This is a genomic window from Bacillus sp. D386 (genome assembly GCF_006346415.1).
The window spans coordinates 211,994-234,336 of record NZ_VEMV01000006.1 but is presented as its reverse complement, the minus strand read 5'-3'; the positions used below and the strand labels follow the sequence as shown (position 1 = coordinate 234,336).

The following is a 22,343-nucleotide window of genomic DNA, read 5'->3' as shown; positions in this document are numbered from 1 at the left end:
CATAAAAACTCCCTTAGATTCAGCAACAATCTGAATCTAGGGGAGTTTTTTGATTCATTGCTGACATTATCCTTTTTGTTCTTGCCAGTTATTCCTTCGTTAAAGCTTACAAATCAAGGATTGTTAGATGTTGATACATTTACGTTTGTGGATGTAAGTGTGTAAATTAAACGAAGAGGCCTCTCGAAAGTCTTCAATCATGCTTGAGAGGTCTGTTTCCACTTGTTTGTAGCTAAATGCGTATGAATCATTCACGTAAATTTGTTCAACAATCCATCGAATGCGGTATCTACATATGTAGTTAAGTTAGTGGGAAATTCTTTAATAATCGGGTCTTCTCCGGTATTGGCAGGATAGTAAGGTGTGCATTAATAGTACAGTCATAGATGCAAGGTTCTGGTAAATAAATTGTCCTGCTACATTGTGTTTAAACGCAATGGTACATCACCATACTGCTAAAGCTCGAATAGCTGGTCTTATCGTATTAAAGACGTGAGGTGACCTCAAAAAGTTAGAGTTATAATGAAGCAACTGGTTGGCTGGTATGAAGACGGTATTCAACCGGAATCATACCAACCAATTCTTGCTTGATGCGTTTTGTATTGTAATAGTTAATGTATTTGTTAATCTTATTCTTTAATTCTTCATAGGTACATAAAGGTTCTCCATAATACATCTCTTGTTTCAGTACGCCAAAAAAGTTTTCCGTCGGTGAATTGTCCAGGCAGTTGCCCATATGGGACATACTTTGGAATACTTGTCCATGAAGGTACTTCTGTACAACTTTGTATTTAAATGATTCGCTGTATTTAGTCAAAATAAAACACCCCTAAAGTTAGTTTTTTTAACTCTAACTTTAGGGGTGGACTTCAATGTGTCTTTCGACTTTACAAGGTTGCCCGGTTTTGCGCCAAATCGCCACAATACTGCCAGTTGTTCAGGGAAAGGAAGATGTATGCCATTGTAGAGAAGTATTTTTGCTAATGAAAATATATTAATGAACTATAGGATAGAACGAATTGAATTGAAATTATTTGATAAAATATTCAGAGAAATATTACTATAATTATATAATATATTAGTATGATTTATACTGTGTTGCTTAATTCATAGGTGCTCCATGCGCCATGCTATTACACCATATGGCATTAGGAGCATATTAATTACTTGGGGCAAATTCAGAACAAGGAGGTGGACATTATGCAGGAGAGATTTCCGGGTATCGTGTGGTTTTGCGATCGCTGCAATGCTTGCCTGAGCGAGCAGCCGGGTTTTGATGACCATCACTATGTTTGGAAATGTACAGAGTGTGGTCATAAGAATAGCATTTCTTCGGATACAATCTATGAATCTAAGGATGATTTCAGAAATTATGACGGTTAAGTACAATTGGCTTGGGATTTCTTGAGTAGACTGCTTTATAAATATAAAGGAGGGTAAGCAATGGCTAATTTAAAATTTCCAAGAAGTGGACGATTTGTTCCATTCGGTGTACTTAATAATGAATCTGATAAATCTAAAGAATTAGGCGAGTATGATGGTATCAATGATATTGAAGATATAGACGATATTGAAGAATTAGATGAGTCATTAAGTGTTTACGAAGCAGCGGAGATATGGGCTTCTCACGGGAAAGATGAAGATTATATGTTTGGTTATACTGAAGAAGAATTGGAAGATGCTCTTTAAAATACAGCACCCTGCTAGCTTTATATAGTTAGCGGGGTGTTAGGCATCTTAGGGGTTTGCATTCCATTCTTGTAGGGGAACTACATATCCTATTTTGAATAAATCGATACATAATAAGCAACCGGCCTATACTAATGATTTTTTATAAATGGCCAAAAAGAAATTGATGGGACTTCATACACATTGGTTCCAGGTCTAATTGATTCACATGTCCACATTGAATCTAGTATCCTCGGTGAAATGCGTGACAAGTCCGGGGAAATTCGGAGGAAAAGGGTTTATGGCCTGGACATACTCGGGCTATGCCTGGCCTATCCCTGATCAAAGGAAGGTCAAATGCTATTCAAGTCCATATGAAGTATGAATCAAACTCCTTCATCCCTATCCATAAAATACAAATCACATTGCCCCCCTCTTATTAGGGATATTTCGTTTTTTTGTCAATCTTATGCATGTATTCTTCTGTAATATTCGTGTTTGTTGTATTAATAGCGAATATTAATCGTTATTTTTTAAAAATCGTACGGATTTTTTATTGACGAACTTACCTCTTGTTGATATGATTGGTTTGTACTGATTAATGTTATTTTAATATAATATAAAGGCTATGACTTAAATATTTCTGCTGGGGCATTATGAATAGTGTAAATAGATTTTTTCAGTTGGAATTGGATATGTTCTATAGCCAGAAGAAAAAATTAATAGTAAAGATGATATAGGAGGATAATATCTTGAAGCGAAATGCAAAGAAATTGGTTATGTTAGTATGTATTGCCCTACTGACTTTTGCTATGGCAGCATGCGGGAAAAGTGAAGATAAAGAATCCGGAAGTAATAAAGATGGGTTAAAAATTGCGATTGTAACAAGCCTAACTGGTGTTGACGATGGCAACTTTAACGAAAATAACTACAATGGTATTTTAAAATTCATCGAAAACCATCCAACAGCTACTGTAAAAGCTATTAAAGAAGAAACGGGTGATCCTGCTGCGGGAGTACAAGCCGTTGCTGATATCGTGGCAGATTATGACGTGATTGTAACACCTGGCTTCCAATTTGCTGGAGTTTCCAGTGTTGCTTTAGAAAATCCTGATAAGAAATTTATTTTAATTGATTCTGAGCCTACACCTGTAGGTGACCAAAAAACGTTCGATAATATTTACTCTATGACTTTTGCCGAACAAGAAGGTGGCTTTTTTGCCGGAATGGCAGCAGCACTTGAAACAAAATCAAATAAAGTTGCAGTCGTAAATGGAATTGCTTATCCATCAAATGTAAACTATCAATTTGGTTTTGAATCTGGCGTAGAGTTTGTTAATAAAAAGTATGAAAAAAATGTTGAGGTTGTTGAGTTATCTGGATATGCAGGAACTGATGTCAACGGAGTGGATGTTGGCGGTAACTATGCAGGATCTTTTGGAGATGAAGCAACAGGAAAAGTAATTGGTAATGCATTGATTAAAAAAGGTGTAGACCAAATCTTTGTTGCAGCAGGTGGAACGGGTAACGGTGTGTTCACTGCTGTTAAGGAAGCGAAAGGCGATGTTAAAGTAATTGGTTGTGACGTTGACCAATTTGATGATGGTGTAAATGGTTCTGAGAACATTGTATTAACATCTGCAGCTAAATTTATGGGCATGAACGTTGAAAAGCAATTAAATGCAATTGTTGACGGAAGCTTTAAAAGCGGAAACGTAGTTCTTCATGCAGATTCAAATTCTACTGGATTTATAAAAGAAGAAGGACGTCACCAATTATCAGAAGATACCCTTACGAAAATGAATGAAGCGTACGAGTTAGTGAAAGAAGGCGAAATCGTGCCGGCATCTAACTTTAATGGTTATACGCCAGAAAAATTCCCAGGGTTGTAATATTCATTAGAAAAGCATGATGGAATAATCGTTAGAAGTTTATCCCTTCCTGATTTACTGGATCAGGGGGAGGGTGAACTTCTAATTTTTTCCTTTCCATTTAATGTGATAAAGGAGCAGAAAGATGTCTGATTATATTGTAGAGATGAAACATATAACCAAACGATTTCCTGGAATAGTAGCGAATGATGATGTATCCATTGGCATAAAAAAGGGAGAAATCTTTGCTTTACTTGGAGAAAATGGTGCTGGTAAATCAACGTTGATGAGTATGCTGGGTGGCATGTATGAACCGGATGAAGGCGAAATCTATATCCGGGGTGAGAAAGTGAATATCAGCTCACCTAACCATGCGGCGAAGCTCAATATAGGGATGGTCCATCAGCATTTTAAACTGGTATCAGATTATACGATTACAGAGAATATTATTTTGGGAATCGAGCCAATCAGAAAATTTGCAGGTCTCTTTCCATATGTGGATATTCGAAATGCCAATCGAAAAATTGAAGAGCTATCCAAGAGCTTTGGATTAGAAGTGGATCCTACGAAAAAAATAGCTGATTTAAATGTTTCCATGCAACAGCGTGTGGAAATTTTAAAGGTGCTTTATCGGGAAGCAGACATCCTTATTTTTGATGAACCGACTGCAGTCTTAACACCGCAGGAAATTGAATTCTTGCTGGATATAATCAAAGGACTGCGAGACGGTGGGAAAACGATCATATTAATTACACATAAGCTGGAAGAAATTAAGAAGGTCGCCGATCGATGCGCCGTATTGAATAAAGGCAGATTAATTGATGTTTTGGATGTAAAGACAACCTCCGTTAATCATATGGCCCAATTAATGGTAGGGCGAGAGGTAAACTTTGAAGCAGAGAAAGAGCCAGCTCAATTTAAAGACGAAGTATTGAAGGTAGAAAACCTAACCGTTAAGAATGAAGATGGGTTTGAAGTAGTGAAAGATGTTTCCTTTACCATTCGCAGCGGTGAAATCTTTGCCATTGCAGGAGTTGCAGATAATGGACAGGTTGAAATAGCGGATGCAATAGCTGGACTAACAAAGGTCAGCAGCGGAAATATACATCTTAATGGCAAGGATATTACGAATGAAACGATAAGAAGCAGAACAGAAGCTGGTATATCGTATATACCTGAAGATAGACAAAGCTTTGGACTGTTTTTGGATTTCGATTTAGCTACTAATCTAGCATTAAAGCAGTACTATAAGGAGCCTTTTTCTAGTAAGTGGATGCTAAATAAAGAGGAATTCGAGCGATCTGGCAGTGAGTTGATTGATAAATATGATATTAGAAGCGGACAAGGCGTCAAAACGCAAGTTCGTTCGATGAGCGGTGGTAATCAGCAAAAAGCCATTATTGCCCGAGAAATCGAATTGCAATCACCTCTTATGATTTTTGTTCAACCAACACGGGGAGTAGATATTGGCGCAATCGAAAATATCCATAAGATGATCATTCAGGAACGTGATCGTGGAAAAGCGATTCTCCTTATATCATTGGAGCTAGATGAAATTATGAATGTAGCAGATACGATAGGAGTTATCTATAATGGCCAACTTCAAAAGATTGCTAGCAGAGAGTCATTAACGACCAATGAAGTCGGTGAATATATGATGGGGGCAAAGCATGAGTAAAGATAGAAAAAGTAATAAGTTACGTAGTAGTCTTATTCGGCTGATAAATAATGAGAAGTGGCAATCGATCTCCATTCCACTAGTCGCCATAATCATGAGTTTTATTGCGGCAGCTATTGTCATACTTTTAATGGGTAAAAATCCTTTGCAGGCGTTTTACAACTTATTTCAAGGGGCAGGAATTTTACCGAAGCCATTTTATGCTGGCTATAAAAGCATGCTGACTGATTTCATGAGTTTGCTGAATGCGATGACGCCGCTTTTATTTGCAAGCTTGGCAGTTGCTGTCGCATTTAGAGCGGGTCTATTTAATATTGGGGTTGCCGGTCAAATGCTCGTCTCTGGTTTTTTTGCGACGATTATTGTCGGCTACAGTGGCTTGGATGCGGTGATCGCAAAGCCGCTTGTTTTACTGATTGGTATAGTCACCGGGGGACTAATGGGAGGATTAGTTGGGTGGCTCAAATATAAATTTAACATCAATGAAGTCGTATCTACGATTATGTTGAATTATATTGCTCAATATGTTATCAGCTTTTTTATTCAAATGTATTATATTGATCCAGTCTCAAGGCAATCTAAATATATTTCTGAAGCAGCAAGATTAACATTGGCGAATGTTGAAATAGGAAATCTGAAAATGGATATTCCGTTAGGCTTTGTTTTGGCCATCATTACCGCTATTCTAATAAAGATTCTCATGGACAAAACGGTTGTTGGATTTGATATTAAAGCGGTAGGCTCCAATCGTAATGCTGCAAAATATGCGGGAATTAATGTGGGAAGAAATACAGTCCTGGCAATGGTTATATCGGGTAGTTTGGCTGGACTTGCAGGTGTCACATATTATTTAGGTTATTACGCTTCTATACAACCAAAGGTATTATCAGACATCGGCTTTGATTCCATTGCTGTAGCCCTATTAGGAAACTCTCATCCAATTGGTGTTATTTTTTCTTCCTCACTCATATCAATCATTGATCAGGGAAGCACATATATGAGTTCACAGGCAGGAATCAGACAAGAAATTTCTTCTGTGATCATCGGGTTGATCCTATTGTTTAGTGCATGTGGTGTATATCTGAAGTATAAAATTAGCCGCATGAATGAAAAAGCAGCGGAACGAAAGGAGAGTAAATCATAATGGATACAGTACTTATTGATGGTCTATCCTTTGCTTTGCCTCTTTTTATTATAGCAATTGGCGGTATATACAGTGAAAAGAGTGGTATTACCAACTTAGCACTTGAAGGATTTCAAGGTTTTGGGGCATTCATCGGGGCGCTGTCAGCTGTATTAATCGCAAATGCCTTTGGTACAGATATTCAAGATTTGTTTTACGTAGCGTTACTATTTGCCATGATCGGCGGAATGGTTTTCGCAGTTATTCACGCTGTACTATGCATTAAGTTTAAGGCAAACCAAGTTATCAGTGGTGTCGTCATTAATATACTGGCGTTGGCTTTAACAACATTCTTAACGACACAGATCAATGCGCTTGTCTTCGGAACTGCTTCGGACAAGTTCCAGTTAGGTGTCATGGAGCGGTTTACTATTGCTGGTTTAGCCGATATACCAGTAATAGGTGCAATCTTTACGAATGTGTATCCGTTTGAAGTAATTATCATCGCGATTGCCATTTTTGCTTGGTATCTTTTATATAAAACAAAGTTCGGCATGCGCTTAAGAGCGTGTGGGGAAAATCCTCATTCCGTTGATGCAGCAGGTGTAGATGTTGCGAAACTCAGGTTTACAGCAGTCTTAATATCAGGTCTATTATCTGGTCTGGGCGGCATGTGTTTTGCCTATTCCATTTCAGCTAACTTTTCTTCCAGCATTTATATGGGATATGGGTTCTTAGCCATTGCCGCATTAATTTTCGGTAATTGGAAGATTGTCCCGACGCTAGCTGCGTGTCTTTTGTTTGGTTTTGCGAAATCTGGTGGAGCTTTTATTGCTCAATCAATGGCATTGCCAAGCAGTTATACTGATTTATTTATGATATTGCCGTATGTATTAACATTATTGTTATTAATCTTCTTTTCTAAATCAAACCGTGCTCCGAAAGCGTTAGGTGAGATTTATGACAAAGGAAAGAGATAAATAAATTTACTAAGCAGTTTCCATGGGCTAACATGTTAAATTTGGTTGACGCAACGTGTGAGTATCGATAAATTACGGTCTAAGATAATGCACACTCTTATCGTGCGTCGACATAAGGTGGAAATATACCTAGTGTGTGGACATACAGTCCACATGTGGATAGTGTAGCAAAGCTTATAATGAAAAAGGCAGCAGCCCTCATTGGGGCGCTGCCTTTTTAGGTTTCTTACAATGAATTTACAAAGCTGGATTTAATGTGAATTGTCTTATCTGATTGTCAGGTTACCTACCAAATGCTATCCCAAGAGGATTGCAACTTTCGCAATAGAACAATTTGGCCGATATGATACGAATCGTGCATCATGATATTGCTGAGTAAACGCTCAATAGAGTACCTGTTAGCTGCATACAAAGTTTTTAGCTTTTCATCCTCAAGGTCCGCCGCAATGACCGTTTTTAATTTACTCATGACTTCATTAAGGCGCTGCACTGTCTGGGCCCATCTGATTTCGTCTTCTGGATCCCCTGGATTTCCAAAGGTTTCTTCATTGTTTTCTGGCTTATGCGGATTCTCAGTTCCCTTAATTCGGTGGATTACATCTTCATTCCAAAATATCAAGTGATTGACAATTTGCCAAATCGAATTGCTGTTTTCCGAACTTCTCCATGCCGCCTCAGCTGCAGTGACTCCATGAAGTGCCTGATTCATGGAAGCAAACCATTCATTCTCATGGCAGTGCATGTCGAGTTGTTCTAAAAACACTTTAGTTACAACTTGCATACAACCAATCTCCTCTCTGTTTGGGATAATTTAAAGTAAAAATCTGACAATAATAATCCTATAATCTATTTAACAAAAAGCCACTCATACGCATAAAATAACCATCATTTTGGACTGTTGGCTATATAAGGACGAATATATTCTCAATAAAATGCTCTATACATTTATATTGAGAATACAACCAAACTATAATACTCTGACTTTATTCGGCGCATCCAGCATGTATTCCTTCCACATAACAAATAAAGTTCTTATATATGGGATAGGTAGGCTATGCTTAACAAATTCCTCATAAACCTACGATTATTCCTGGTGATAAAAGCTATTGATCCCATACCAGGAAGTTTAAGATTAAAATAATAAGGTAAATGCTTCTTTTCACAAAAATAAATTTAGTAAAAATATTTTCATTGACTATCACTGCATGCGTTGTTAGAATGCAAAAAAGGTTTACGAAATAAAAACAACTAAATTATAAAAATAAACTCGTATAATCTTGGAAATATGGTCCAAGAGTTTCTACAAACTAACCACTTTAATTAGTTCGTCTACGGGAATAGATACGTACAGAATGTATAGTAAACTGCTATATTTTATTTATACATCCTTCTACTTTCTTATTTTTCCCGCCGAGCAAAAAATGAGGAGGAATAAGATGAAAACCCCAAAACAAATCAAATCCCAAATACTAGCGGCAAGAAATATCAGTTTACCTGAGTTAGTTATTAAAAATGTTCAATTAGTAAATGTGTTTACGGATGAAATGGAGCGTGCAGATGTTGCCATTCATAATGGTAAGTTCGTAGGTATCGGCCACTATAATGGTAAAAAGGAAATCGATGGCACTCCATATACAATGGTTCCGGGTTTAATTGATTCACACGTCCACATCGAATCTAGTATGCTTTCTCCTTCTCAATTTCAAAAAGCTGTTTTACCGCGAGGGATTACAACTATTATCACAGATCCTCATGAAATAGCTAATGTCCAAGGATTAAAAGGAATAGAATGGATGTTGCAGGACAGTGAAAACTGTCTATTGAATTATCGCTATCAACTGCCGTCCTGTGTCCCGGCAACTTCCTTTGAGGACAATGGAGGGACTCTGACGGCTGAGGATCTTGCGCCGTTTTATAATCATAAGCTTGTGCTTGGCTTGGCGGAAGTGATGGATTTCCCTGCAGTATTATCAGGTCAGGAAGATATAATGGCAAAGCTGTCAGGGGCAATGATCAACAATGTTCCGATTGACGGACATGGTGCCGGTTTAAGCGGAAAAGATATTAATGCCTATTTGACAGCGGGTATTACAACGGATCACGAATGCGTAAAACCAGAGGAAATGATTGAACGCGTCAGACGAGGTATGTATGTGATGCTTCGCGAAGGCTCTGCTGCCCGCAATCTTCATGATTTGTTAGCCGGCTATAGTAAAGAGCTTTCACATCGTTTAATGTTTTGTACAGATGATAAGCATATAGATGATCTATTGGAAGAGGGAAGCATTGATTATCATGTACGTGAATGCTTAAAGGCTGGAATCGATGTATATTCTATTATGAGAATGGCATCTCTTAATGCATCTCAATGCTATAATCTAAAAGGAAAAGGGGCAATTGCGCCTGGCTATGATGCTGATTTTATTTTATTGAATGCCATTGAAGGCTTTGATATACATTCTGTTTGGGTAAACGGAATCCGTTACGAAGAAGATAACGAACAAGAGAAAGAAGCGTCTTTTGAAAATACCGTTATATTGGGAAGCTACTCAAAAGAGCTTTTGCGTCTGTCATTGACTACTGATATAGCGAGGGTAATTGAAATTATTCCTAATTCGATTGTGACGAAAAAAGCGCAATACAAGGTACCGGTTGTCAATGGCCTGTTTGTGCCAAGTGAAGAAGAGGATTTCGTGAAAATGGCTGTAGTCGAAAGACATAAAGGTACAGGAAGTGTAGGAGTCGGTATTGTAAAGGGCTTCCGTCTGCAAAAAGGAGCTATTGCTACAACGATTGCTCATGATTCGCATAATATTATCTGCATCGGAAAGAATGATGAAGATATGGATGTCGCAATCAGGGAGCTTGAGAAAATTGGCGGAGGTATTTCAATTGCTTGCAATGGAGAGACAATCGCTTCATTATCATTGCCTGTGGCAGGATTAATGACAACTATCTCACCTGAAGAATTAAATAAGCAATACAGCCAGTTGCTGATTGCACTGTCATCACTTGGAATTACGGATGAATTCTCACCTTTACTAACATTATCCTTTTTGGCCTTGCCAGTTATTCCTTCGTTAAAGCTTACGAATCAAGGATTGTTTGATGTTGATACATTTACGTTTGTAGATGTAAGTGTATAAATTAATCAGAGGGGCCTCTCTAAAGTCATCAATGATTTTTGAGAGGCCCTTCTTTGTTTGTGCTAGTGCGTATGAATCCTCCCCAGTAAATTTGTTTAAAAATATCCATTGGATGGAGCACCTGTATGTATAACTAATTCAGTGAAAAAGTGTCGCAAAGCTTATTGAAATGAGGCAGTATCCCTGCGTAATAAGGGCGCTACCTTTTTATATTTGAGAATGCAGTGATTATTGGATAACTTTATAAGGTGGATTCGACAAACCTAGTGTAAGCACATACCCTTCTGCAGCATCAATCAATAATGTAATAAAAGTCTTTTTGTTTTCCATCTTGTAATATCTCCTTTGTATACTTCATTTGATAGTTTTATCTTACCTATTTGATGTTTGTGAATTGCAAAAGAAATGTTTACTAAATGTTAAAATGAAAAAATATTATCTATATATAAAAGAATCCTATAAACGATTACCGTTTATAGGATGTTCTACTTCCCTTATGAAATCTATTTTAATAATTCCTCGCTTAAAGACAGTATCTTTGGTGCTAGTTTCTCTCGTTTTCTTTTTGTTATTTTCACATATATGGGATAGGCAACGCTTATTAGCACAAGTCCTAAAAAACCTATGATTATTCCTGGTATTAAAAGCTGTTCACCCCATACTAGACAGCAGCTCATACCTATTCCAAACAATAATGTTCCTATAAGGCCTGACATAATGGCCAAGATTGTTCCTGGTCTTTCTGCACTTTTATCCAAATTTCGTAACTGTTCGAATGGATCATCTTCCTTTTTCATATATTTCTTTTTAATAGCTTCTATTTCTGCCTGCCTTTTTGCAGAATATATATACTCAAATTTACTATTTTCCATCATTGTCCTCCATTTCTGATTTATATTTACGCATAAGACAATATTTCTATAATTTTATTTGATGACGCTCTCCCTTAAGTAGACAGTAAACGTACTTCCTTCTCCTAATGTACTTTGTACATGAATATCGCCACCAACTATATCAATCACTTTCTTTACCAAAGCTAGTCCCAAACCGTTTCCCTGCACAGCATGGGAAGTATCCCCCTGATAAAATTTTTCGAAAATATGCTTCCCTGTTTCCGGGCTAATGCCACAACCGCTGTCGCTGACTTCTACAAATGCGGTAAGTCCTTCTTTTTTCACCTTAACACCAACAGCTCCGCCATTATCTGTAAACTTTATCGCATTTGAAAACAGATTGTTCCATACTAGACTTAACAGTTCGGCATCTTCGTGTATGAAAATATCTTCCTCTAGATCGGTTTCAATATTAATGTTCTTACTTGCCCATGACTGTTCATATAGAAGTAAACATTCGCGAATCTGTTCTGTTAAATTATAGTATTTTCTCTCGGGAAAGATTTGTTGATTTTCCAGGCGATTTAATTTCAATATATTTGTAATCAGACCAGATAATCTTCTTGTCTGCTCGGTAATGGCCTTTGCATATTCTACCTTCTGTTTTTCTGAAAGGGAATGTCCCTGAAGCAGTGTTCCATAATTTTGGATAGCCGCAAGGGGAGTCTTAATTTCATGAGAGACATTTGAAATGAAATCTGTTCGGAGAGTTTCTACTCCAGACAACTCTACAGCCAGCTCATTAATCCCTTTGATAATTGCATCGAATTCATTGCTACTTTTTTCATTTCTAATATAGGGAATCTGTGTCTTGAAATTGCCGGACATTATTTCATCCAGACCTGCCTGAATCCGTGCTATTGGTTTTCTTACCATCAAGGTACGGCGAATTTCATCAATCATACTGAAAATAAATGTGAGAATGATAACGTTTAAGAAGGTAATGGGAACAGCAGCTTTCATTTCTTCCGTCGTCAAATCAACCCAATGTAAAAACAGTACCAGATTGCAGGTAACTACAAATGCCATCAGTATAAAAAATATTAGGAATCTCCCAAAATTAAATAAAAACTTTTTCCTATTTCGTTCATCTGTTGTAATTTTCATTTGAGCACCGTTTTATATCCTAATCCATGCACGGTGACAATTTCAAAATCCTTGCACGCAGAAAACTTATCTCTCAATTTTGTAATATAAACATCCACTACACGTGGTCCGGACTGGGATTCGGCATCCCAGAACTCATCCATCAATTGAGTTCTTGTAAATGTTTTCTTTGGGTATGACAACAGCTTATACAATAACTTGAATTCTCTTACTGTCAGATTGATTTCTTCCTCGTTCAAATAAGCTGTATGCTCTTCGATATCAAGCCTCAGCTGGCCAATTTCGATTTTTTTATTGGATGCAATTTTTGCCCTGCGGAGCAATGCTTCCAGTCGAAGGAGTAATTCATCCAAATCTACAGGTTTAACCATGTAATCATCCACACCGGCATGGAATCCTTTTCTTTTTGATTCGAGATCTTCCTTTGCTGTCATAAATAACATAGGGATATCATTGTTCAATTCCCTAACAGACTTAGCAAATTCAAATCCATCAATCCCCGGCATCATTATGTCAGAAATAATTAAATCAAATATATGGTCAGTCATCGCATCATAGGCATCATTGACATTTTGAACACCTTTAGCTTGATAGCCGTTTAGGTTCAAATAAGTACAGACTGTCTGATTTAAATTTTCATTATCTTCTACTACTAATATTTGAAACATATGTATTCTCCTCGTTGTATTTTTGACATTATAGCATGTGATTGTTTACGAAATGTTAACGTATTATTAAAACGTCTAATAGATAAATAAAAGATATGCTATAAGAACCATCAGAAGAAGAAATTGGTCTATTGTTGACTGATACTAATGAGAGCCTAATCTAGAGTCTTTAAACAAAACTGATTCAATAATGATTACGATGTGAACATAGCTTGTATAAAAATTAAAAAATGCAGAAAAATATAGTGGATGATAGATGGTTATTTTTGCATATCTGATCTTTTGTAATATAAAAATGAGGTGACCGATATTTGTACAGGATTAAGTATTCAATCTCAAGAGGGTAAGTGGTTTTTTGGAAGGAATATGGACTTAGCCTATTACTTCAATCAAGCAGTTATGATTATCCCAAGAAATTATCAATATCAAGATAGAGTCTCAGGTAATATGGTAACCAATAAACGCGCTATCATTGGAATGGGGACGGTAATTGATAACCATCCTCTTCTGGCGGATGCTATGAACGAAGTTGGCCTAGCCTGCGCAGGATTAAATTTTGAAGGGTACGCGTACTTTGAGAAAGAACCGATTGAAGGGAAAAATAATATTGCACCCTACGACTTTATACAATGGGTTTTATCAAATCACGAAACAGTAGAAGAAGTTAAACGTGGAATTGAGCATTTAGAACTTGTGGATTGCCCAATCAATGAAAATACACCTGTTTCAATGCTTCACTGGATGATTACAGATAAGACAGGAAAGGCTATTGTGGTAGAAAAGACAAAAGACCGATTGACTGTACATGACAATCTGATAGGAGTTTTGACCAACAATCCTACCTTTGATTGGCATTTAACTAACTTGAATGAGTATTTACATCTGACACCAATTTCACCAAAAGAAACAAAATGGGGCAAGCAAACATTAAAAGCACTAGGCATTGGAGCTGGAACATTAGGGATACCCGGAGACTTTGCTTCCGTTTCCAGATTTGTAAGGATAGCTTATATTCGTACACATATGCCTAAAATTGAAGGAGATATACATTCTATTACACAATTTTTTCATATGCTGGATTATGTAAAAATGGTTAAAGGAGGGGTCCTTACAGATGATGGGTTAGAGGATGGTACAACCTATTCTTCTTGTATGGATCAAGAAAAAGGCGTTTATTACTATAAAACGTATGAAAATAATCGTATCAATGCGATAGATATGCATAAGGAACAATTAGAGGGGACAAATCTTAAAATCTTTAAATACCTCACAAACCAGGATTTCAATTATCAGAATTAGGTTTACCTAAGAGTTTACATAAGCGAAAAATATTTCGTAACTTATATTAAAAGGCACTCCGTCCTTAGCTAATGGGACGCTGCCTTTTGATTTTTCCAGTATTGGATTTATCAATATGTATAGACTCCGGAAATGCAGGCATTTTCTCGGCAAGTGAGTGAAGGAGTTGAGCAGTTATTGTCTTTAGGATTGAAAGGATCTTCATTAAGTTGATTAATATCTTTCATTATTCTAGATAAGCTCAGTTAGTAGTAATATCCACTGGCAAGCATCTACTTGTTTAGTTTTATCTATGATGCTGGTTTTTCTATGTTTATTAACTCTATTCACTTAAAGTGAGAAAATGCGTATAATAATGAATATTAAAAGAGAGAAATGGAGTAGTATATCAAATGGTTCAATCAATCAATACAAAAGTCGAGTTAGTTATTGATGCGACCTCACATAACGGGCTTCCTGAATACGGAAAAATTATGATTGGTGACAAAGGATTTGAATTCTTTAATGAACGTGATGCTCGTAAATTTATTCAAATTCCTTGGGAGGAAGTTGATTATGTGATTGCTTCTATCATGTTTAAAGGGAAATGGATTCCGCGTTATGCTATTCAAACTAAACGAAATGGGACATTTACATTCTCCTCGAAGGATTCAAAAAAAGTTTTGCGAGTCATTCGTGAACATGTTGATCCCGCTCATATGGTGCAATCATTAAGTTTCTTTGATGTGGTCAAACGCGGTATGAGTAGTATATTTAAAAAGTAATAGTTTTAAAAAAAGATAAGTTAGTACTTGTCTTTTTTTTGTCGAAAAAAACAAAAATTGCACGGTATGTAAATGTCCTTGGCAAAGAGGCTTTGGACATAGAAAATTTTAATCCTGCTTGAAAGCGGATTATATAGCGTGCTATAATCACTAAGAAAGTTTATTGAAATTTTCGAAAAGCTAGTCTAAATAACCATCTCCTTTATTTTTTACGCGATACTACTTCGATTAGATGTAAGTAAAAAGTATTGATTGATGAAGAGAAAAAGGGGAGTCTTTGTACCTATAACTTCATTTAATCACTTTTTTTTATGTCTTTTTTTGTCGAATATAGTCGTTTTCAGATGGTTGGAAAACACATCTATAGAAATATAGAAATAGACGTGTTTTACCGTATTAGTTTGCTTGTAACAATAATAATAGGAGGTAAAAAGATGGTAGGGATTATCATTGCTAGTCATGGTGAATTTGCGAATGGTCTCTTGCAATCTGGAGAAATGATCTTCGGAGTACAAGAAAATGTAAAAGCTGTTACATTGATGCCGAGCGAAGGACCTGATGATGTAAAGGCAAAAATGAAAGAAGCAATTGCCTCTTTCGATAACCAAGATGAAGTCTTATTCTTAGTCGATCTTTGGGGTGGTACTCCTTTCAACCAAGCCAATAGCTTGCTTGAAGATCACCAAGACAAATGGGCAATCGTTGCTGGTATGAACTTGCCAATGTTGATTGAAGCTTTTGCATCTCGTTTTTCAATGAACAAAGCACATGAAATTGCCGCTCATATTTTGGGCACTGCTAAAGAAGGAGTTAAAGTTAAACCAGAAGAGTTAGAACCCGTTACAGAGGTTAAACCTGCTGATAAACCGTCAACTGCAGGTGCGCCTGGTAAATTTGAGTACGTGTTAGCTCGCATCGACTCTCGTTTGCTTCACGGACAAGTAGCGACTGGTTGGACTAAAGCAACAAATCCTACTCGTATCATTGTTGTATCTGATACAGTAGCTAAGGACGATCTTCGTAAGAAATTAATCCAACAAGCTGCTCCACCAGGTGTAAGGGCACATGTTGTTCCTGTACATAAAATGATTGAACTTGCAAAAGATGATCAACACTTTGGCGGTCAGCGCGCATTGCTTCTTTTCGAAAACCCGCAGGATGCACTTAGGGCGGTTGAAGGTGGCGTTCCATTAGAGACAATCAATGTTGGTTCTATGGCACACTCACCTGGTAAAGTTCAACCGAATAAGGTATTGGCATTCAATCAAGAGGATATTGAGGCTTTTGCTAGTTTAAAAGAGCGTGGTTTGAAATTTGATGTACGTAAAGTTCCGAACGATTCAAAAGGCAACATGGACGAGATTATCAAGAAGGCTCAAGAAGAGTTAAACAAACAAAAATAATCATGATTATCACGAAAAAAAGGGAGGATAAATCATTATGGATTTGACTATTATTCAAATAATATTAGTCCTTTTCGTAGCATTCTTAGCCGGTGTAGAAGGAATTTTGGATGAATTCCATTTCCATCAGCCAATTATTGCATGTACGTTAATCGGCTTAGTTACAGGAGAACTTGTACCTTGTCTTATCTTAGGCGGTACGCTTCAAATGATTGCTTTAGGATGGGCAAATATTGGAGCAGCCGTAGCACCGGATGCTGCGTTAGCATCAGTTGCATCTGCTATTATTTTAGTTTTAAGTGGACAAGGTCAAGATGGAGTATCTTCTGCAATCGCGATTGCAGTTCCGCTTGCAGTTGCTGGCCTTTTATTAACAATTATCTGTCGTACGATTGCGACTGCATTTGTTCACTTTATGGATGCTGCAGCTGCAGAAGGAAATATCAGAGTAGTAGAATTTTGGCACATTGCTGCAATCTGTATGCAAGGATTACGTATTGCAATCCCAGCTGGATTAATTTTAGCCATTGGTGCAGGTCCGGTTCGTAGCTTGCTTGAATCTATGCCAATGTGGCTGACAAATGGTTTAGCTATCGGTGGTGGAATGGTTGTAGCTGTTGGTTATGCAATGGTTATTAATATGATGGCTACAAAAGAAGTATGGCCATTCTTTGCAATTGGATTCGTATTAGCAACTGTTACAGAAATCACACTTATTGGTTTAGGTGCTATCGGTGTGGCTCTAGCACTCATCTATTTAGCTCTTTCTAAACAAGGCGGTTCAGGTAATGGCGGAAATGGTAATACAGGTGATCCAATAGGCGCTATTATTGATAATTACTAAGAAGGAGGAGGACAGAAAGTGGAAAAAGAATTGAGATTATCGAAAAAAGATCGTATTTCTGTTTGGTGGCGTTCAACCTTCATTCAAGGTTCTTGGAACTATGAACGAATGCAAAACGGTGGTTGGGCGTATGCAATGATTCCAGCTATTAAAAGATTATATAAAACAAAAGAAGACCGCTCTGCTGCACTAAAACGTCACTTAGAGTTCTTTAACACTCATCCATATGTAGCTTCACCTATACTCGGGGTAACTTTAGCGCTTGAGGAAGAACGTGCAAATGGTGCACCGGTTGATGACGTAGCTATTCAAGGTGTTAAAGTTGGTATGATGGGACCTTTAGCGGGTATCGGAGATCCAGTTTTCTGGTTCACGGTTAAGCCAATCCTTGGTGCGTTAGCAGCTTCTCTTGCCATGACTGGTAATATACTTGGACCGATTCTTTACTTCGTTTTATGGAATCTTATTCGTATGGGATTCACTTGGTATACACAGGAATTTGGTTACAAAGCAGGATCTAAAATTACAGATGACTTATCTGGCGGGTTACTTCGAGATATTACTAAAGGTGCATCGATACTCGGGATGTTTATCCTTGGTGCATTAGTTAACCGTTGGGTTTCTGTTAAGTTTACGCCAACTGTATCTTCCGTTCAGCTTGATGAAGGTGCCTATATTGATTGGGATAAGTTACCTGCAGGAGCAGAGGGAATTAAAACAGCGTTGGAACAACAAGCTGCTGGTCTATCATTAAGTGATGTTAAAGTAACAACTCTACAACAAAATTTAGATAGTTTAATCCCAGGCTTATCTGGATTGCTATTAACACTTCTTTGTATGTGGCTGCTTAGGAAGAAAGTATCACCAATCGTAATGATCCTTGGATTGTTCGTAGTTGGTGTTGTCTTCCATGTATTAGGCATCATGTAAAAATAAATTTATAAAGCTTGTTCAGACTTATACAAAGATAGATTATAAGACTGTTAAACAAATAGGGAAGCACCTCCTGAAATTGAGCGAATCATTTTTCAGGGGGTGCTCTTTATATACCGCCAGAAACTTGATCATTACTACTATATACATATCAATGGAAACCATTTTGAATTAAACTATAGCTTAATAGAAGATATTAAGTATAAATTTATATTTTAGGAGGCTGCCATGCTTACAATTGGCTATATTGGAAATGGGAAAAGCACGAACAGATACCATTTACCGTTCGTCCTGCAAAGAAAGAATATAAAGGTAAAGACAATTTATCAAAGGAATCCTAAACATGAAAGCTGGGATCGGATTCCAGGGGTCACTTATACATCTGACTTAGATCAACTGTTAAATGATAAAGATATACAACTCATTGTAGTTTGTACAAAACATGACAGTCATTATGAATACGCCAAATTGGTATTAGAACATAATAAACATTGTTTAGTTGAGAAGCCTTTTATGGAAACCTCCGAGCAGGCAAAAGAAATATTTGCAATCGCGCGTGAGAAGGGACTAATTGTTCAAGCTTACCAAAACAGACGCTTTGATAGTGATTTTTTAACTGTTCAAAAGGTTATCGAAGAAGGGAAGCTAGGAGAACTGCTGGAAGTAGAAATGCATTTTGACTATTTCCGCCCCGAAGTACCAGAATCCACTACTACTTTCGATCCTGCTATGTCATTTTTATATGGACATGCATGCCATACATTGGATCAGGTTATCAGCTATTTCGGCAAGCCGGATCACATCCACTATGATGTTAGGCAATTATTGGGGCAAGGCAAAATGAATGATTATTTTGATTTAGATCTATATTATGCTGAATTGAAGGTTACTGTAAAATCCAGTTATTTTAGAATTAAAGAAAGGCCTAGCTTTGTAGTTTACGGTAAAAAGGGATGCTTTGTGAAAGCAACGAAGGACCGCCAGGAAGAACACCTAAAATTATTTTACATGCCGGATAACAAGGATTTTGGAGTAGATACGCTAGAACATTATGGTGTACTGACATATGTTGATGAAGAAGGTACCATCCATGAAGAAAAAGTGAAATCCATCAATGGTGATTATGGGTTAGTGTATGATGATTTATATGAAGCCATTATGAATGGTAAAGATAAAACTATTACAGATGAACAGACACTGCTGCAAATGGAAATATTAGAAACTGGCATTAAGAATTTAAAATAAAATAAAATAAAATAAAATTAAATGATAGAGACAGCCCCCAATACGGCACACTATGCATGGTATTGAGGGCTGTCCACTTTTTTAGGAAAACACAGTTGTATGTGATGCTAACCAGCCTCACATATCTTATTGATCTTTTTGCTCGTAGAGAGCCAGAAATGCACATTCTATTGCGCGCAAAGTATGGGCTGGAATTCCGCCGCCCATATTATTCCACAGATCAGCGAATAGTCTAGGACTATGACCTTCACGCAGTAGCTTTTTGGCGTATAAGACTATCATATTCGGATCGCGTTGATGACGTAACAAGCACATCGGAGACGGATAGTCTTCACGAAGTCTATTTTCCATCTCAAGAGCTTCTCTTTTCGAAATGGCAGTCAGTGTCGGTTGAATTTTTTCCCACTCATCGAGCATAATGGGTATCCATTGGCAATTGTCCTCATGGTAGAAGTAAGTCTCCTGACCATTGGTCTGATAAATAATTTCTGCACCTTCGTTAAATTCACGATAATAGGTTACGAAAATATCCGTATACAGATTGGAAATTTCCCAATACATATCATATTCATGCAGGGGTGCAAATGCATCAATTAGCCTACTGTAATACCAGCTCTGCTGCTCTTTTCCACGGTTGAACCTGGTCCAGAGTTCGTCTCCGCATTCAATATAGTCTGCTTTAATACTGCGGAGATTGGATAGTTTGTCCGCGCAGGCAAGTAAGAGCTCTTCAAAGCTAGCTGACTCTGTCATGTAGTCGATGGTATGCTGCTTTCGCTCTTCCCAGCTGCGTGACTTGTCCTCGCTGTTTGACTGAATAAGGGATAAAACTAAAGGACCAAACTCGTTTTCAATTGCATCAGAAGTCTCGTCTGTATCTTCCAGAACGTCATGCAGCAGGCCTGCAATAATCAGCACAGTATTACAGCCGGCAGAGGTTAGAATCTGGGCAACCTCGAATGGATGAGAAATATACGGAATATCGGTTCCTTTACGAGTCTGTCCCTGATGTGCTTTCGTTGCAAAGAGAATTGCTCGATGCAGGATGGCATTTCCGAACCACGTATTTGGCGTATATAGTGTACACTCTTCATCTGCCTTTTCGACTTCAGGTATCTTTTTAACCTTAGATGAATCTATCCTCTTTTCCGTCATTGAGTTTCCCTCCTTCATTTCTTTTCCTCTTATAGTTAGGGATATATTATATAAAAATAATTATAACATCTATAAGCTAAGACTGATGAGGAAGACAATCAAGTGAAATATCGTCTATTTGATTTCTTCTGTTCCATTCCATTAATATATTGGTTCTCTTACTAGGAATTATTCAGATTAGCAATTCAATATCTTAGTAAAATAATTTGGAAATAAGTAAGTAATGAATATGAACATGGTTGATGTACTTTATCATTGACCAGACTGGACCTAATTTTCCTGGTTTTCTTTGTACTTTTTGTTCATAATAAGGGATAATATGTTCAAAATTTCTATAGTTTGATAAAAAGTGCCCAAGCATGCTATAAGTGTAAAAGAAGATTATTTATGTTTAGTTTTGGGATAGATTTTTATATGATATCCCATTTAATGAGAGGATTGGAATTTAAATATGAAAGAAAATTTTTGGCGTGATCTACCACGACCTTTTTTTGTACTGGCACCAATGGAAGATGTGACGGATGTTGTTTTTCGTCATGTCGTGAGTGAAGCTGGGAGACCTGATGTGTTTTTTACAGAGTTTACAAATTCGGAAAGCTATTGTCACCCTCAGGGAAAAGAGAGTGTGCGTGGACGTTTAGCCTATACAGAGGATGAACAACCGTTGGTAGCCCATATTTGGGGTGACAGGCCTGAAAACTTCCGAAAAATGAGTATTGGTATGGCGGAGTTAGGGTTTAAAGGCATAGATATCAATATGGGATGTCCCGTACCCAATGTAGCTGACAATGGGAAGGGAAGTGGTCTGATCTGCCGTCCCGAAGTTGCAGCCGATTTAATACAAGCAGCTAAAGCAGGGGGATTGCCGGTAAGTGTGAAGACGCGGCTTGGTTTCGCGGATATAGACGAATGGCGTGATTGGCTGACACATATATTGAAGCAAGACATTGCTAATCTTTCTATTCATTTGCGTACAAGAGATGAAATGAGTAAAGTAGATGCTCATTGGGAGCTTATTCCGGAGATTAAGAAACTTCGTGATCAGGTCGCACCCGATACACTTTTAACGATCAATGGAGATATCCTTGACCGTGAAATGGGATTGAAACTGGCTGAACAATACGGTGTAGATGGGATTATGATTGGGCGTGGTATTTTCAAAAATCCATTTGCCTTTGAGCATGAGCCAAAGGAACATAGCAGTAAGGAATTGCTGGATCTCTTGAGGCTGCATTTAGATCTCCATGATAAATATTTAGAAGTAGTAGCTCGCAAGTATACACATCTTCATCGTTTCTTTAAAATCTATGTCCGTGGATTCCATGGGGCTGGTGAATTAAGAAATGAGTTGATGAATACGAAGTCCTCAGATGAAGCGCGTGCATTGATCGATAAATTTGAAGAGCTTAATGGGATGGACGAAAAGTAAGAAGCAATCGAATGAGAAAATTGTTGCTACTTCTCTATAGTAGAACGGATTTCAAATCTGTATGGTATGTTATGAAGTAATCCTAATCTTAAAATAACCCTTGGAACTGCGTGTTTTCCGCATGTCTAAGGGTTTTT

20 protein-coding genes, 1 pseudogene and 1 riboswitch are annotated in these 22,343 nt (G+C 37.4%); of the genes and pseudogenes, 15 read left to right on the top strand and 6 right to left on the bottom strand.

The window, feature by feature from the left end:
• Positions 1 to 27 precede the first annotated feature (27 nt).
• A pseudogene (locus FHY45_RS18410) lies at positions 28 to 165 on the top strand (adenine deaminase C-terminal domain-containing protein); the annotation flags it as partial.
• Between the two features lie 352 nt (positions 166 to 517).
• Here the strand turns inward: FHY45_RS18410 and FHY45_RS18405 are convergent.
• The gene (locus tag FHY45_RS18405; RefSeq protein WP_066108397.1) at positions 518 to 817 is read right to left on the bottom strand and encodes an IS3 family transposase; all 300 of its coding nucleotides are present in this window, start codon (positions 815 to 817) and stop codon (positions 518 to 520) included.
• A gap of 383 nt (positions 818 to 1,200) precedes the next feature.
• Between FHY45_RS18405 and FHY45_RS18400 the strand changes: the two genes are divergently transcribed.
• From FHY45_RS18400 to FHY45_RS18375, 6 genes are all read left to right on the top strand, one after another.
• The gene (locus FHY45_RS18400) at positions 1,201 to 1,383 is read left to right on the top strand and encodes a Sec23/Sec24 zinc finger-containing protein (RefSeq protein ID WP_066108395.1); all 183 of its coding nucleotides are present in this window, start codon (positions 1,201 to 1,203) and stop codon (positions 1,381 to 1,383) included.
• A 60-nt stretch (positions 1,384 to 1,443) separates the two neighbouring features.
• Complete coding sequence (locus FHY45_RS18395) at positions 1,444 to 1,689, top strand: hypothetical protein (protein WP_066108394.1); 246 nt, start codon at positions 1,444 to 1,446, stop codon at positions 1,687 to 1,689.
• Between the two features lie 731 nt (positions 1,690 to 2,420).
• Positions 2,421 to 3,560 carry a BMP family lipoprotein gene (locus FHY45_RS18390; RefSeq protein ID WP_218975792.1) on the top strand — a complete coding sequence of 380 codons (1,140 nt, stop codon included), beginning with the start codon at positions 2,421 to 2,423 and terminating at the stop codon, positions 3,558 to 3,560.
• A gap of 124 nt (positions 3,561 to 3,684) precedes the next feature.
• Entirely contained in the window at positions 3,685 to 5,217 is a 1,533-nt protein-coding gene (locus FHY45_RS18385) for an ABC transporter ATP-binding protein (protein WP_066108391.1), read from the top strand.
• Positions 5,210 to 6,361 carry an ABC transporter permease gene (locus tag FHY45_RS18380; RefSeq protein ID WP_139892748.1) on the top strand — a complete coding sequence of 384 codons (1,152 nt, stop codon included), beginning with the start codon at positions 5,210 to 5,212 and terminating at the stop codon, positions 6,359 to 6,361. The genes FHY45_RS18385 and FHY45_RS18380 overlap by 8 nt, the downstream gene beginning before the upstream one ends.
• Complete coding sequence (locus FHY45_RS18375; protein ID WP_139892747.1) at positions 6,361 to 7,320, top strand: ABC transporter permease; 960 nt, start codon at positions 6,361 to 6,363, stop codon at positions 7,318 to 7,320. Before FHY45_RS18380 ends, FHY45_RS18375 begins: the two co-directional genes overlap by 1 nt.
• A gap of 286 nt (positions 7,321 to 7,606) precedes the next feature.
• Here FHY45_RS18375 and FHY45_RS18370 read toward each other — a convergent pair whose 3' ends face one another.
• Complete coding sequence (locus FHY45_RS18370) at positions 7,607 to 8,101, bottom strand: DinB family protein (protein ID WP_139892746.1); 495 nt, start codon at positions 8,099 to 8,101, stop codon at positions 7,607 to 7,609.
• Between the two features lie 466 nt (positions 8,102 to 8,567).
• A riboswitch (purine riboswitch) is annotated at positions 8,568 to 8,672 on the top strand.
• Between the two features lie 84 nt (positions 8,673 to 8,756).
• Here FHY45_RS18370 and ade point away from each other — a divergent pair.
• Positions 8,757 to 10,466 (top strand): adenine deaminase, encoded by a 1,710-nt coding sequence (gene ade / locus FHY45_RS18365; protein WP_066108381.1) that lies wholly within the window; start codon positions 8,757 to 8,759, stop codon positions 10,464 to 10,466.
• A gap of 503 nt (positions 10,467 to 10,969) precedes the next feature.
• On the opposite strand, the gene FHY45_RS18360 is transcribed toward ade, so the two are convergent.
• From FHY45_RS18360 to FHY45_RS18350, 3 genes are read right to left on the bottom strand one after another with little or no spacing between them, the layout of a single operon-like run.
• Positions 10,970 to 11,338 carry a hypothetical protein gene (locus FHY45_RS18360; protein ID WP_139892769.1) on the bottom strand — a complete coding sequence of 123 codons (369 nt, stop codon included), beginning with the start codon at positions 11,336 to 11,338 and terminating at the stop codon, positions 10,970 to 10,972.
• Positions 11,339 to 11,392: 54 nt separating this feature from the next.
• Positions 11,393 to 12,466, bottom strand: coding sequence for a HAMP domain-containing sensor histidine kinase (locus tag FHY45_RS18355; RefSeq protein ID WP_139892745.1), 1,074 nt, complete (start codon positions 12,464 to 12,466; stop codon positions 11,393 to 11,395).
• On the bottom strand, positions 12,463 to 13,134 hold the full coding sequence (locus tag FHY45_RS18350) for a response regulator transcription factor (RefSeq protein ID WP_139892744.1): 672 nt from the start codon (positions 13,132 to 13,134) through the stop codon (positions 12,463 to 12,465). Before FHY45_RS18350 ends, FHY45_RS18355 begins: the two co-directional genes overlap by 4 nt.
• Positions 13,135 to 13,434: 300 nt before the next feature.
• Between FHY45_RS18350 and bsh the strand changes: the two genes are divergently transcribed.
• The 6 genes from bsh to FHY45_RS18320 all read left to right on the top strand — a co-directional run bounded on the left by bsh (position 13,435) and on the right by FHY45_RS18320 (position 19,622).
• Positions 13,435 to 14,433 (top strand): choloylglycine hydrolase, encoded by a 999-nt coding sequence (bsh, locus tag FHY45_RS18345; protein WP_217491085.1) that lies wholly within the window; start codon positions 13,435 to 13,437, stop codon positions 14,431 to 14,433.
• 392 nt (positions 14,434 to 14,825) lie between these two features.
• Positions 14,826 to 15,197: a DUF956 family protein gene (locus FHY45_RS18340; protein ID WP_066108374.1), complete on the top strand. Its 372-nt coding sequence runs from the start codon at positions 14,826 to 14,828 to the stop codon at positions 15,195 to 15,197.
• Between the two features lie 434 nt (positions 15,198 to 15,631).
• Positions 15,632 to 16,600, top strand: a complete 969-nt coding sequence (locus FHY45_RS18335) for a mannose/fructose/sorbose PTS transporter subunit IIA (RefSeq protein ID WP_066108371.1) — start codon at positions 15,632 to 15,634, stop codon at positions 16,598 to 16,600.
• Positions 16,601 to 16,637: 37 nt separating this feature from the next.
• Entirely contained in the window at positions 16,638 to 17,444 is an 807-nt protein-coding gene (locus tag FHY45_RS18330; RefSeq protein WP_066108368.1) for a PTS mannose/fructose/sorbose transporter subunit IIC, read from the top strand.
• 18 nt (positions 17,445 to 17,462) lie between these two features.
• Complete coding sequence (locus FHY45_RS18325; protein ID WP_066108365.1) at positions 17,463 to 18,374, top strand: PTS system mannose/fructose/sorbose family transporter subunit IID; 912 nt, start codon at positions 17,463 to 17,465, stop codon at positions 18,372 to 18,374.
• Positions 18,375 to 18,605: 231 nt separating this feature from the next.
• The gene (locus FHY45_RS18320) at positions 18,606 to 19,622 is read left to right on the top strand and encodes an oxidoreductase (protein ID WP_066108362.1); all 1,017 of its coding nucleotides are present in this window, start codon (positions 18,606 to 18,608) and stop codon (positions 19,620 to 19,622) included.
• A 126-nt stretch (positions 19,623 to 19,748) separates the two neighbouring features.
• Here FHY45_RS18320 and FHY45_RS18315 read toward each other — a convergent pair whose 3' ends face one another.
• Positions 19,749 to 20,777, bottom strand: coding sequence for an HD domain-containing protein (locus FHY45_RS18315; RefSeq protein ID WP_180350020.1), 1,029 nt, complete (start codon positions 20,775 to 20,777; stop codon positions 19,749 to 19,751).
• 451 nt (positions 20,778 to 21,228) lie between these two features.
• Here FHY45_RS18315 and FHY45_RS18310 point away from each other — a divergent pair, with 451 nt between their 5' ends.
• Complete coding sequence (locus tag FHY45_RS18310) at positions 21,229 to 22,206, top strand: tRNA dihydrouridine synthase (RefSeq protein WP_066108600.1); 978 nt, start codon at positions 21,229 to 21,231, stop codon at positions 22,204 to 22,206.
• Positions 22,207 to 22,343 lie beyond the last annotated feature (137 nt).